Here is a 13,720-nt window from a genome sequence, read left to right on the forward strand (position 1 = left end):
ACACGCAGGGTCTCACAAGAGCGAGGCCCTGTGTGTTGCTCTGAAGGGGAAGATTACGCCTCTTCCAATTAAATTATCCGCCATAAATAGCGGGTTTCAACCATAAGGTAGATATTTGATGAAAAAAACACTTTCCCTCGTCTTACTCGGCAGCGCTTTTTTATTGTCTGCTTGTAACGAAAAAGAAACAGCCGGTCTTAAATTTTCCCAACCGAAAGAAAGTGCGGTGCAATCTCAGCAAGGATCCACTTTTCCCGCCTTAATGCCGAAAAGAACGGTGTTGTTTGATCAATCCAAGCAACTCAAATTCACTCCGGATAAAAAAGACGAATACGCCATCACCCAAGCCACGGTCGAAACCTTTGCAGATTTGCAAGAAACCGGTTTCGATTGGTTGGATAAACTGTTGTTGCAAGAAACTTACAGCTATTTATTATCGGAAAATACGCCGAAATCGGATAATCCGAGCAAAGAAGATATTGTCAATCTCTTGCAAGAAAGTCATCAAAGCGATATTCAAGAATTGAAAAACGAACCGGGATTGGGAATGGCATTCCGTATCCAATCGGATTATATCGGACAGCGCAAAAATATCGTCACTTTTTCCAACGAGCTTTCCACCTATTCGGGCGGTGCGCACGGAATGCATTACACCTTATATATCAATATCGATACGGATAAAAAAGCCGTGTTGAGACTTGAGGATATTCTTCCGAAAGACAAACAAGAAAAAGCGGCAGAACTGCTTTGGCGTTACTACGAATATGAAATAATGGCACAACAGCAACCTTTCACGCCCAAAACGGATTTTTATATTTCCAAACAATTTTATTTCAATCAAAACGGCATCAACTTCGTTTACCCGCCTTATGCGCTAAATGCCTATGCTTACGGCAATGTCACCTTAGTTTTACCTTGGTATGAAGCGGAAGATATTATAAATCCGACATATCAATGGGAAGATTAGAGTTTTCGACAAATTTTGAGAATAAAAAAAAGTGCCTCAATGAGGCACTACTCGGAAAGCAAAATATGTCGGCTACTTATCGCAGCACTTGTTTTTGATGTGCGTAGAATACGGAATTCACCCCGATTAAGCAAACGGATATTTTTAAATTTGTGACATAACTCACGGTTTTATTTAACTATTTTTTCAAGACAAAAAAAACACCGCGTGCAATACGCGGTGTTTTTCGTAATTCGAATTTTTAATTAGCCGACGAATTTTTCACCTAATTCAATGTCCGCACGCAAGGTCGGTAGCATATCTTCCAAAGCTTTTTGTTCGAATGCGCTTAACGGGCCGATCGGCAGAATTTCTTCCACACCTTCTTTGCCTAAACGAACCGGTTGAGCAAAGAAACGTGCATACTTACCGTCGCCTTCCACATAAGTGCATTCGACCACGGTTTCACCGCTTAATCCTTTAACTAAAGAACGGGCGAAACGTGCCGCTGCTTGCGCCATTGAAAGGGTTGCGGATCCGCCGCCAGCTTTAGCTTCCACCACTTCCGTACCGGCATTTTGAATGCGTTTGGTTAACGGCGCGATTTCTTCCTCTTTCCATTCCGCGTAAGGTACTTGTGATAATAAAGGCAAAATCGTCACGCCGGAGTGACCGCCGATTACCGGTACGGTGGTGCGGGAAACGTTTAGATTTTTCAATTCGGCAACGAAAGTTTCGGAGCGAAGCACATCTAATGTCGTCACACCGAATAATTTACGTTTGTCATACACGCCCGCTTTTTTCAATACTTCCGCCGCAATCGCCACGGTAGTATTCACCGGATTGGTAATAATACCCACGCAAGCTTTCGGACAAGTCGCCGCCACTTTTTCAATTAAGTTACGCACGATACCGGCGTTAATGTTAAATAAATCGGAACGATCCATTCCCGGTTTACGCGCTACACCGGCGGAAATTAACACGATGTCGGCACCTTGCAACGCTGGTGTCGGATCTTCGCCGCTGAATCCTTGCACTTTCACCGCCGTCGGAATATGACTGACATCTGCCGCCACACCCGGTGTTACCGGTGCAATATCATATAAAGACAACTCGGAACCCGCAGGTAATTGCAATTTCAATAATAATGCCAAGGCTTGACCGATACCGCCCGCTGCGCCTAAAACTGCTACTTTCATTTAAAACTCCTTATTTTAATGTAAACCGTAAATATTACTCTGCGAATTTTAAGAAATTCCTTGTTTAAATTCAAACACAGAAAAGTAATTGTGCGATCTAACTCAAATTTTCAAAAAAATTATTTTCCGTTCATAGAAAAAGACTGCATAATACATAAAAATTTATTTACTTATTTTGACTTTTTATGCAAAACTTATGCAAAAGTAAAAATCGGACGACAACGAATGACAAACGAAAAAACAGACAACCTCACCAATGCTTTTAAAGAATTATTGGCGCAAGAACGTTTCGGTTCGCAAAGCGAAATCGTCAGTGCGCTACAACAATTAGGTTTCAATAATATTAACCAATCGAAAGTATCGCGAATGTTGACGAAATTCGGCGCGGTGCGCACGCGCAATACGCGAATGGAAATGGTATATTGCCTGCCGAACGAATTAAGCGTACCGAACACCAGCAGTCCGCTGAAAAATTTGGTGTTGGATATCGATCACAATGATTCTCTCATCGTGATCAAAACCAGTCCCGGTGCAGCGCAACTGATTGCTCGTTTGCTAGATTCTATCGGAAAATCCGAGGGTATTTTAGGCACCATCGCCGGTGACGACACGATTTTCATCACGCCGACATTAGGCACCGGCGTGCATGAATTAATCGATAATATTCAACGACTTTTTGAAAATTCGCTTTAACCGACGGGAGGGAAAATGCGTATCTTGCTTACCGGCGCGACCGGTTTTATCGGCAGCGCATTAATTCCTCTTTTATTGCGCGCCGGTCACCAAATTACCGCGCTCACCCGTTCGCCGAATACGGCGCAAACGCGTTTTCCCGCCGTTAAGTTTATTTCCTCCTTAAAGGATTACACCAATCTCGACGAATTCGATGCGGTAATCAACTTAGCCGGCGAACCGATTTTCGATCATCGTTGGACGGCAAAACAGAAAGCACGCCTTATTCACAGCCGCGTGGATTTAACTCAAAAACTGACCGCACTTATTAATAACGGACAGCGACCGCCGCACACCTTTATTTCCGGTTCGGCAACCGGTTATTATGCGGATCAAGGATCGCAAAGCATAACGGAACACTCACCCGCCGGCGTTTCGTTCGCCGCCGAACTCTGCCGCCAATGGGAACAAGCTACGCAACAAGCGAATTGCCGCGTTTGCATTTTACGCACCGCAATGGTTTTCGATCCGTCGGGCGGCGCACTCAAACGCATTTTACCGCTGTATCGCCGCGGTCTCGGCGGAAAACTCGGCAGCGGCAAACAATATTGGGCGTGGATCAGTTTAACGGATATGCTCAACGCGATTCTTTTTTTATTAACTTCGCCGCAATGCAGCGGTGCGTTTAACCTTTGCGCGCCGAATCCGATCACAAACGCCGATTTTAACCGTTTACTGGGCACGGCGCTTAATCGAGCGCACTTTATGCACGCGCCCGCTTTTCTGCTACATATTTTACTCGGCGAACGTGCTCGCCTTCTGACGGACAGCCAAAAAATTCTGCCGCTTCGCTTACAACAGGCGGGATTTTGTTTTCGTCATTCGACCTTTTCGGATCTGCTCCCTTTACTGCTAAAAAGCTGATTTTCGCTTTTTTCACCGACCAAAGTGCGGTCGAATTTTATGAATTTTCCCTGATTAATTATAAATGGTTAGCAAGTTTGTATTGTTCTCAACCTCAGAAATGAGGATAATAGACGGCTTATATCAATCAATGAAAACACTATGACGGATTATCTCTTACTCATTATCGGCACGGCGCTTATTAATAACTTTGTGCTGGTAAAATTCTTAGGACTTTGCCCGTTTATGGGCGTGTCGAAAAAAATTGAAACGGCGGTAGGAATGGGCTTGGCAACAATGTTCGTTTTAACTGTCGCCTCTTTGTGTTCTTATTTAGTTGATCGCTATTTGCTCACTCCGCTTAACGGCGGCTTTTTGCGCACCCTTGTATTTATTTTAGTGATCGCCGTCGTGGTGCAATTCACCGAAATGGTGATTCACAAAACCAGCCCGACGCTTTATCGCTTACTCGGTATTTTTCTTCCGTTGATCACCACAAACTGCGCGGTGCTGGGTGTGGCATTACTGAATATTAATCTTGCGCACAATTTAACCGAATCGGTGATTTACGGCTTTGGCGCGTCGCTCGGTTTCGCGTTAGTGTTAGTCTTATTCGCCGCATTGCGCGAACGCTTGGCTGCCGCCGATGTACCTGCGCCGTTCCAAGGGGCGTCAATCGCATTAATTACCGCGGGATTAATGTCCCTTGCCTTTATGGGATTCACTGGTTTAGTGAGAGTGTAACAATGACAACGCTTTATTACATTCTGATTGCTATCGCCTTGCTCGCCCTGATTTTCGGCGTCGTGTTGGGCATTGCGTCGGTCAAACTTAAAGTCGAGGCGGATCCTATCGTCGAGAAAATCGACGCCTTGTTGCCGCAAAGCCAATGCGGACAATGCGGTTATCCCGGTTGCAAACCTTATGCCGAAGCCATTGCAAACGGCGATGTGATTACCAAATGCGTTCCCGGCGGGCAACCTTTGGTGGTTAAAATTGCGGATTTACTCGGCGTTGACGTGCCGGCAACGGATTTTACCGAAGATCCGACGCCGAAAGTCGCTTTTATCGACGAAAATATGTGTATCGGCTGCACAAAATGTATTCAAGCTTGTCCGGTGGATGCCATTATCGGCACAAACCGCGCAATGCACACGATTATTCCGGATCTTTGTACCGGTTGCGAGCTTTGCGTCGCACCTTGCCCGACGGACTGTATTTCAATGATAAAAACACAAAAAACCATTGATAATTGGGATTGGAAATTCGATCCGAAACTCGTCATTCCGGTGGTGGATACTACGTCGGCGCAGAAAAAAATCATTGTGGGGGAAAAATGACGGATGTTTTAACCCGTTTCAATTCAGGCAAACTTTGGGATTTCGACGGCGGCATTCACCCGCCGGAAATGAAATCTCAATCCAATCAAACGCCGATAAGCGATATACCCTTAGCGCATAAATTTTATGTGCCGGTGAAACAACACGCCGGTTCCGCAGGCAATTTATTGGTTAAAGTCGGCGATAAAGTGTTAAAAGGTCAAGCGCTCACATCCGGCGAAGGATTGCGCACGCTGCCCGTCCACGCGCCCACTTCCGGCACCGTAATCGACATTGCACCTTATGTCGCTGCGCACCCTTCCGGATTGACGGAATTAACCGTCACCATTCAAGCGGACGGCGCGGATCAATGGCGCGAACAATTTCCCATTGAAGATTTTCTCACCCAAACGCCGGAACAGCTGATCGAAAAAATTTATCTTGCCGGTGTCGCCGGACTTGGCGGCGCGGTTTTCCCGACCGCAGCAAAAATTCACTCGGCGGAAAAAGCGGTAAAATTATTAATTATCAACGGCGCGGAATGCGAGCCTTACATAACTTGCGACGACCGATTAATGCGCGATTATCCGCAAGAAATTATCGAGGGAATTCGCATTTTGCGCTATATTTTGCGTCCGGAAAAAGTGGTTATCGCCGTTGAGGACAATAAACCGGAAGCCGTACAAGCGCTACGCGATGCGTTGCAAGGGGCGAATGATATTGAAATTCGCGTCATTCCGACCAAATATCCTTCCGGTGCGGCGAAACAATTAATTCAAGTTTTGACCGGCTTGGAAGTGCCGAGCGGACAACGTTCTTCGTCAATCGGCGTGTTAATGCACAACGTCGGCACGGCGTTCGCCATTAAAAGAGCGGTCATAAATGACGAACCTTTAATCGAACGCGTCGTCACCCTCACCGGCGATAAAATTCCGCACAAAGGCAATCGCTGGGTCAGATTAGGTACACCGATCGCACATTTATTGCAACAGGCGAATTATCAATATGACGCGCGTTTTCCGGTTTTTATGGGCGGTCCGATGATGGGCTTTATCTTGCCGGATCTAAACGCACCGGTCACCAAAGTCACCAACTGCTTATTGGCGCCGGATCATTTCGAATATTCACCGCCGGCGAAAGAACAAGCTTGTATTCGTTGTTCCGCCTGTTCGGACGCTTGTCCGGTGCATCTAATGCCGCAACAACTTTATTGGTTCGCCCGCAGCGAGGATCACGAAAAATCGGAGCAATATTCCCTTAAAGATTGCATCGAATGCGGCTTATGCGCTTATGTTTGTCCGAGCCACATTCCGCTTATCCAATATTTCCGCCAAGAAAAAGCGAAAATTTGGGACATTCAAGAAAAAGCGCGCAAAGCCGAAGAAGCGAAAATCCGCTTTGAAGCTCGACAAGCGCGATTAGAAAAAGAAGAACAAGCGCGTAAAGCCAGATCGCAACAAGCGGCGGAACAGCGTCGGGAAGAATTGGCGAAACCAAAAGGTGTCGATCCCGTTAAAGCGGCGCTCGCTCGCTTAAAAGCGAAAAATAATGAAAACGCGGATACCCCGAAAATTCGGGAAATTAAAACCATCGTCGGCGAAAAAGGCGAAATTCTACCGGATAATACCGACATCACCGCCCAACGCAAAGCGCGTAGATTAGCACGGCAACAAGCGGAAACGGCAGATAATGCGCAAAGTGCGGTACAAAATCCGACGGAAAATAATCCACAGAAAACGGACGAAAATTCTACCGCACTTGATGATAAAAAAGCCGCTATCGCCGCCGCACTTGCACGCGCTAAAGCAAAAAAAGCGGCACAACAAATGGCGCCAGCGGAAAACCCTGCGCCGAGCGCAACGGAAACCAATTCGCTCGCACAATCCGTAGAAACGCCGAGCGCACCGCCAACGGAAAGCGATCCGAAAAAAGCTGCGATTGCCGCCGCTATTGCACGCGCCAAAGCGAAAAAAGCGGCACAGCAAGCGGAAACGGCGAAAACCCTAGAATAAATTTACGTCGCAAGCCGAATGTTTTTTCTGCAAGCGAATAATATTAAGAGATGTTAAATGTTTAAAATGATCAGTTCTCCTCATACGCATTCGGGCAAGCTTACCGCTCGCATTATGCTATGGGTGATTATCGCAATGATTCCCGCAATTATTGCGCAAATTTATTATTTTGGTTTCGGCGTGCTGATTCAAGCGGCGCTTGCCGTCGGTTTGGCGCTGACCTTGGAATTTATCGTCACCCTATTACGCCATAAGCCGAAATTATTTTATATTGCGGATTTTAGCGTAATTTTGACCGCACTTATTCTCGCGGTTGCCATTCCGCCTTATGCGCCTTATTGGGTAATTTTGATCGGAACCTTTTGCGCCGTGATTTTCGCCAAGCACGTTTACGGCGGACTAGGACAAAATTTATTCAATCCGGCAATGGTCGGCTATGTGATTTTGTTGATTTCATTCCCGTTACAAATGACCACTTGGCTACCGCCGGTTCAGTTGCTTAACGAGCCGCCGACATTTGCCGACGCTTATGCGTTAATTTTCACCGGCTTCAGCACCGATGGATTTAGTTTACACCAACTTACCGCCGCCATTGACGGCATTACTCAAGCCACGCCGTTAGATGCGGTAAAAACCGGCATAAAAAGTGGCGCGGCATTAAGCGATATTGCACATTCGCCGATTTTCGGTTCGTTACTGCCGTTCGGCGCCATTGCCGAGGGTCAAGGCTGGGCGCAGGTCAACGCGTTCTTTTTACTCGGTGGGTTGTTCTTAATTTGGAAAAAAATCATCCATTGGCAAATTCCCGTGGCTTTTTTAGCGGTGATATTTTTGTTCGGTTTTGTGCAAAATCTGTTGGCTTTCGCACCGAATCCACTGTGGCATTGGTTTAGCGGCGCAACGATGTTCGGCGCATTTTTCATTGCGACGGATCCCGTCACTGCCTCCATTACACCGAAAGGGAAGTTAATCTTCGGTGCTTTAGTCGGTATTTTGGTTTGCTTGATTCGCTTTTACGGCGGTTATCCCGACGGCGTCGCCTTTGCCGTATTACTCGGTAATATTTGCGTGCCGCTAATCGATTATTACACCCGCCCGCGCGTAAGCGGTCATTTCAAAAAAGGAGGGAAATAATGCAATCGGCAAAAATTTCCGCTCGTTACGGCTTATTGCTTTCCATTATTGCGCTGATTTGCACCGCACTTTCCGCCGGCGTGTATTTTCTAACAAAAGATAAAATCGACAGCGCCGTGGCAAAACAACAAATCGCCTTGTTATCTCAAGTGATTCCGCCGCAATATTATGACAACGATCTACTATCCTCCTGTCGCGCGCCGAATTCGGCGGCGTTGCAAGCCGTGCGTATCGGCAAAATTTGTACGGCGAAAAAAGGAAATCAAATTACTGCCTACGCCTACGAAACCGTTGCACCGGACGGCTATTCGGGCAATATTCGTTTGTTAGTCGGTATGACGCCGCAAAAGGAAATTTTAGGCGTGCGCGTGATCGAACACAAAGAAACTCCCGGCTTGGGCGATAAAATCGAAACCCGCGTTTCCGATTGGATTTTGAGTTTCACGCAACAAAAAATCACTTCGGATAACTTACAAGATTGGGCGGTAAAAAAAGACGGCGGGAAATTCGATCAATTTTCCGGCGCAACCATTACGCCGCGTGCGGTGGTCAATCAAGTGAAACGTTCCGCTTTGATCTTAGCGGAAAATCTTGCCCAACTTGAAGCGGAAAATCATCAGTAAAACGGAATTATTATGAGAGAAAATCACGCGGAAATTGACCGCACTTTACCCGAACATCAATCCTCTGCCCCCCTTGAAACGGCGGAAAAACCTTCGGTTTGGGCAAATTTATTAAAACAAGGTTTTTGGCACAATAACCCGACTTTAGTGCAATTATTAGGGCTTTGTCCGTTGCTTGCGGTGTCCAATACGGCGACGAATGCACTGGGTTTGGGCTTGGCGACAATTATCGTATTGATGAGTACCAATACGGTGGTTTCGCTGTTCCGCAAACAAATTCCGCACGAAATCCGAATTCCGATTTATGTGATGATTATCGCCACCACCGTCACCCTAGTGCAACTGATTATGAACGCTTACACCTATACGTTGTATCAATCGCTAGGTATTTTTATTCCGCTTATCGTGACGAATTGTATCGTTATCGGGCGAGCCGAAGCCTTCGCTTCGAAAAATGACGTTCTACTGTCTTTATTCGACGGTTTCGCAATGGGCTTGGGAATGACTTTCAGTTTGTTTGTGCTGGGCGCGATTCGCGAAATCGTCGGCACGGGAAAACTGTTTATCGGCATTGAAAACTTATTGGGAAATTGGGCGAACGGCTTACACCTTGAACTCTTTCATATGGACAATAATTTCTTACTCGCCATTTTACCGCCGGGTGCATTCTTAGGTTTAGGCATTATTTTGGCAGTAAAAAACCTCATTGATCAGCGAAAAAAATGAATAAACAGAAACGCATTGAAATTTTAACTCGGCTGCGCGATAACAATCCGACGCCGACCACCGAACTCCGCTATAATTCACCTTTCGAGCTATTGATCGCCGTGATTTTATCGGCGCAAGCTACGGATAAAGGCGTCAACAAAGCGACGGACAAACTGTTTCCCGTCGCCAATACGCCGCAGGCCATTTTGGATCTCGGTTTGGATAAACTGAAAGACTATATCAAAACCATCGGCTTATATAACAGCAAAGCGGAAAATATTATGAAAACCTGCCGCGATTTGGTGGAAAAACATCAAGGCGAAGTACCGGAAAGTCGCGAAGCGCTGGAAGCCTTGGCAGGCGTCGGCAGAAAAACCGCAAATGTAGTATTAAATACCGCCTTCGGGCACCCGACCATTGCCGTGGATACGCATATTTTTCGCGTTGCCAACCGCACCGGTTTCGCGCCGGGCAAAGACGTGCTGAAAGTGGAAGAAAAATTACTCAAAGTCGTCCCCGATGAATTTAAAGTGAATGTGCACCATTGGCTGATTTTGCACGGACGCTATACCTGTATCGCAAGAAAACCGCGCTGCGGCTCTTGCATTATCGAAGATCTTTGCGAATATAAAGAAAAAACGGATAATTAACTGTAAAACTATTTATTTGCCTTATTATTTGAAATTTTCTGCGTTAAAGCCAAGAAAGTTTGAAAAAAATATGCTATAAATAGCCATTCATTACAAACGGACATTCAATAAACTATGACGAAAAAAACAGAAAGACAAACTTGGTCGAGTCGATTAACTTATGTACTTACCGTTGCGGGTGCAACCGTCGGTTTCGGCGCCACTTGGCGTTTTCCTTATTTGGTCGGTGAAAACGGCGGTGGCGCGTATGTATTACTCTTTTGTCTCGCAATGATCCTTATCGGTATCCCGATGATCTTGGTTGAAAACGTAATCGGACGCCGTTTAAGAGTCAATTCCATTGACGCCTTCGGTGATAAATTGCAAGGTAAAAATATCTCGAAATACTGGAAAATCTTAGGTTATATGGGATTACTCGGTGCTTTCGGGATTATGGCATATTATATGGTGCTGGGCGGCTGGGTGATCAGCTATATCATCAATTTGATCACCGGCAATTTAGATATTTCCCAAACCATCACCAAAGATGTGGCAAAAGATTTCTATGATCTGCATATTACCAACAGTCCGTTAGAAATCACCCTTTACACATTCCTGTTTGTTGCCGTCAACTATATTATTCTTGCCAAAGGCATCATCGGCGGTATCGAACGTTCGGTAAAATATTTAATGCCGTTGTTATTTATTTTCTTAATCGGTATGGTCATTCGAAACGTAACCTTGCCCGGCGCGGCGGAAGGGATTATTTACTATCTCAAACCGGATTTTTCTAAAATCACCCCGCAATTATTTATTATGGTGTTGGGACAAGTATTCTTCGCATTAAGTTTAGGTTTCGGTGTTTTGATCACCCTTTCCAGCTATCTCAGCAAAGAAGAAAACTTAATTCAAACCGCCGTTATCACCGGTTTCACCAACACGATTATCGCCGTACTTGCCGGCTTTATGATCTTCCCTTCCCTATTCAGTTTCGGTATCGAACCGAACGCCGGCCCGACATTGGTGTTCCAAAGTTTGCCGATTGTATTTTCACATTTATGGGCGGGACGATTCTTTGCGATTATTTTCTTTGGCTTGCTATTAATCGCGGCATTAACGACTTCAATTACTATTTATGAAGTTATTATCACCGCACTTCAAGAAAAACTCAGAATGCGCCGCGGCAAAGCGATCATTTTAACCTTAGGCGGTATTTTCTTGTTCGGAAACATTCCGTCTATTTTAAGCGACAATGTGCTAAAAGACGTTACATTCTTCGGAAAAAGCATTTTCGATGCCTTCGATTATGTCAGTGGCAATATTTTATTCTTATTAACCGCATTAGGTTGTGCCGTTTTCGTCGGATTCGTATTAAAAGATGATGCGAAAAAAGAATTGTCCGCCACACCGGATTCCACCTTTTCGACAATTTGGTTCAATTATGTCAAATTTGTCGTTCCGCTGATTATTTTGGTGATTTTCGTTAGTAACTTATTTTAAGACAAACAAAAAAACTAAGAATCATTTCGGTTCTTAGGTTTTTTAAGCTTTTCTCCGTTAAATTCGGATTACTTCATCGCGTTTTTCTTTTCTTCCAGTTCTTCCCAACGCATAAAGGCGTCCTCAAGGGCTTGTTCCGTATCGGCTAATTGTTGCAATATTGCCGAAGTGTAATCGCGAGAACCTTGGAAAAATTCCGGCGAACCGATTTCCTCTTGAAGTGCGGTAATTTTTTGCTCTAAATCTTCCAATAACTGCGGTAACTGTTCCAATTCCCGCTGTTCTTTATAAGATAATTTAACCGCTTTTTTAACCGTCGGCGCCGAAATCGGTTTAATTTCCACCGCACTTTCTTTTTTAGCACTTGGTGTTTTCGCCGCATTTTCTGCTTTTACGGCAAAATAATTGGTTTGTTGCTGTTTCGCATCGTGGAATCCGCCGACATATTTATTCAACACGCCGTCGCCTTCAAACATATAACATTCCGTCGCCGTGTTATCAATAAACTGACGATCGTGGCTGACAATCAATAACGTGCCTTGATAATCCGTTAAGATTTCTTCCAATAATTCCAGCGTTTCGACATCCAAGTCATTGGTCGGTTCGTCCAAAATCAATAAATTATTCGGTTTCAGCAATAATTTTGCCAACAACAAACGGTTGCGTTCACCGCCGGATAAAGCTTTCACCGGCGTCATTGCACGTTTAGGCGGAAATAAAAAATCCTGCAAATAGCCCAAAACGTGACGTTTTACCCCGTTTACCTCAATGTCTTGTTTCCCGTCGGCAACATTATCCATTACGCTTTTTTCCGGATCCAAATCCGCCCGATATTGATCGAAATAGGCAATATCCAACTTAGTTCCGCAACGTACACTGCCCGATGTCGGCTGAATTTCACCGAGCAATAACTTAATAAAGGTCGTTTTTCCGCAACCGTTCGGCCCGACTAAAGCAATTTTATCGCCGCGTAAAATAGTCGTGGAAAAATTATCGAGCAATTTTTTGCCTTCGATTTCATAACTCACATTTTCCAGTTCAAACACAATTTTGCCCGAACGACTGGAATGATCGATTTGCAATTTTGCCGTGCCCAGTACATCTCGCCGTTGACGACGTTCTTCACGCAGCGCTTTTAACGCCCGAACACGCCCTTCATTACGCGTGCGGCGCGCCTTAATGCCTTGACGAATCCAAATTTCTTCTTGTGCCAATTTCTTATCGAATAATTCGTTTTGTAAGGCTTCTACGCGTAAATTTTCTTCTTTCGTGGTTAAATACACATCGTAATCACCCGGATAAGAAACCAACTTACCACGATCTAAATCCACGATTCGCGTCGCCATTTTGCGAATAAATGAACGGTCGTGGGAAATAAACACAATACTGCCTGCAAAGCCTGACAAAAATTCTTCCAACCACTCGATCGCATCCACATCCAAATGGTTTGTCGGTTCATCCAATAACAACACATCCGGATCACACACCAACGCCCGCGCCAACGCCGCCTTACGCAACCAGCCGCCGGACAATTCGGACAACAACGTATCCGCATTTAAGGCTAATTTTGCCAACACTTCCTTAATTTTGCTTTCAAAACGCCAACCGTCCGCGTGATCAAGTTGCGCTTGAACGCGAGCCAGGCGATTAAGTTGGGTCTCACTGTAATCTTGTTCCAATGCAAGGGAAATATGATGATATTCTTTCAACAATTCCGCCAAATGCCCGACGCCTTCCGCAACGTAATCAAACACATTTCCCTGCGCATTACGCGGCGGATCTTGCTCCAAGCGCGACACGACCAAATCCCGCTCGAACTGCAAACGCCCGTCATCCATCTGCGTTTCACCGGCTAAGATCTTCATTAACGTCGATTTACCCGCACCATTCCGCCCGACCAAGCAAACCCGCTCACCCGCTTCAATATGCAATTCCGCATAATCCAGCAAAGGATGATCACTAAAAGAAAGATACCCGTTCGTTAAACTAATTAATGCCACAACACATTCCTGATTCAAATAAAATTACACGAAATTTTAACAGTTTTAGGGGGAGTTTTGTAGCCATTCAAAAGA

General features: G+C 45.3%; 12 protein-coding genes and 1 pseudogene. 11 read left to right on the top strand and 2 right to left on the bottom strand.

Annotated features, from left to right (window positions below; translation table 11 throughout):
* Positions 1–118: 118 nt before the first annotated feature.
* Positions 119–967 carry a DUF3298 and DUF4163 domain-containing protein gene (locus CVP04_RS04460; RefSeq protein ID WP_100296319.1) on the top strand — a complete coding sequence of 283 codons (849 nt, stop codon included), beginning with the start codon at positions 119–121 and terminating at the stop codon, positions 965–967.
* A gap of 245 nt (positions 968–1,212) precedes the next feature.
* On the opposite strand, the gene mdh is transcribed toward CVP04_RS04460, so the two are convergent.
* Complete coding sequence (gene mdh / locus CVP04_RS04465; RefSeq protein WP_100296320.1) at positions 1,213–2,145, bottom strand: malate dehydrogenase; 933 nt, start codon at positions 2,143–2,145, stop codon at positions 1,213–1,215.
* A gap of 225 nt (positions 2,146–2,370) precedes the next feature.
* On the opposite strand from mdh, the gene argR reads away from it, so the two are divergent.
* The 10 genes and pseudogenes from argR to CVP04_RS04515 all read left to right on the top strand — a co-directional run bounded on the left by argR (position 2,371) and on the right by CVP04_RS04515 (position 11,645).
* Positions 2,371–2,838 (top strand): transcriptional regulator ArgR, encoded by a 468-nt coding sequence (gene argR / locus CVP04_RS04470; protein WP_100296321.1) that lies wholly within the window; start codon positions 2,371–2,373, stop codon positions 2,836–2,838.
* Positions 2,839–2,853: 15 nt separating this feature from the next.
* Positions 2,854–3,741 (top strand): TIGR01777 family oxidoreductase, encoded by an 888-nt coding sequence (locus CVP04_RS04475; RefSeq protein WP_100296322.1) that lies wholly within the window; start codon positions 2,854–2,856, stop codon positions 3,739–3,741.
* Between the two features lie 141 nt (positions 3,742–3,882).
* Complete coding sequence (gene rsxA / locus CVP04_RS04480) at positions 3,883–4,464, top strand: electron transport complex subunit RsxA (RefSeq protein ID WP_100296323.1); 582 nt, start codon at positions 3,883–3,885, stop codon at positions 4,462–4,464.
* Between the two features lie 2 nt (positions 4,465–4,466).
* A complete protein-coding gene (gene rsxB, locus CVP04_RS04485; RefSeq protein ID WP_100296324.1) occupies positions 4,467–5,060 on the top strand; it encodes an electron transport complex subunit RsxB in 594 nt (197 codons plus the stop codon).
* A pseudogene (gene rsxC / locus CVP04_RS04490) lies at positions 5,057–7,048 on the top strand (electron transport complex subunit RsxC); the annotation flags it as partial. The gene rsxB and the pseudogene rsxC, both read left to right, overlap by 4 nt.
* 117 nt (positions 7,049–7,165) lie before the next feature.
* On the top strand, positions 7,166–8,185 hold the full coding sequence (rsxD, locus tag CVP04_RS04495; protein WP_423738289.1) for an electron transport complex subunit RsxD: 1,020 nt from the start codon (positions 7,166–7,168) through the stop codon (positions 8,183–8,185).
* Complete coding sequence (rsxG, locus tag CVP04_RS04500) at positions 8,185–8,808, top strand: electron transport complex subunit RsxG (protein ID WP_100296327.1); 624 nt, start codon at positions 8,185–8,187, stop codon at positions 8,806–8,808. The genes rsxD and rsxG overlap by 1 nt, the downstream gene beginning before the upstream one ends.
* Before the next feature lie 12 nt (positions 8,809–8,820).
* A complete protein-coding gene (locus CVP04_RS04505) occupies positions 8,821–9,534 on the top strand; it encodes an electron transport complex subunit E (protein WP_100296328.1) in 714 nt (237 codons plus the stop codon).
* Positions 9,531–10,166: an endonuclease III gene (gene nth, locus CVP04_RS04510; RefSeq protein ID WP_100296329.1), complete on the top strand. Its 636-nt coding sequence runs from the start codon at positions 9,531–9,533 to the stop codon at positions 10,164–10,166. The genes CVP04_RS04505 and nth overlap by 4 nt, the downstream gene beginning before the upstream one ends.
* Before the next feature lie 114 nt (positions 10,167–10,280).
* Positions 10,281–11,645, top strand: a complete 1,365-nt coding sequence (locus CVP04_RS04515) for a sodium-dependent transporter (protein ID WP_100296330.1) — start codon at positions 10,281–10,283, stop codon at positions 11,643–11,645.
* Positions 11,646–11,713: 68 nt separating this feature from the next.
* On the opposite strand, the gene CVP04_RS04520 is transcribed toward CVP04_RS04515, so the two are convergent.
* Positions 11,714–13,645 (bottom strand): ABC transporter ATP-binding protein, encoded by a 1,932-nt coding sequence (locus tag CVP04_RS04520; RefSeq protein WP_100296331.1) that lies wholly within the window; start codon positions 13,643–13,645, stop codon positions 11,714–11,716.
* Positions 13,646–13,720 lie beyond the last annotated feature (75 nt).

Origin of the sequence: Caviibacterium pharyngocola (assembly GCF_002795405.1) — a bacterium.
Lineage (GTDB): Bacteria > Pseudomonadota > Gammaproteobacteria > Enterobacterales > Pasteurellaceae > Caviibacterium > Caviibacterium pharyngocola.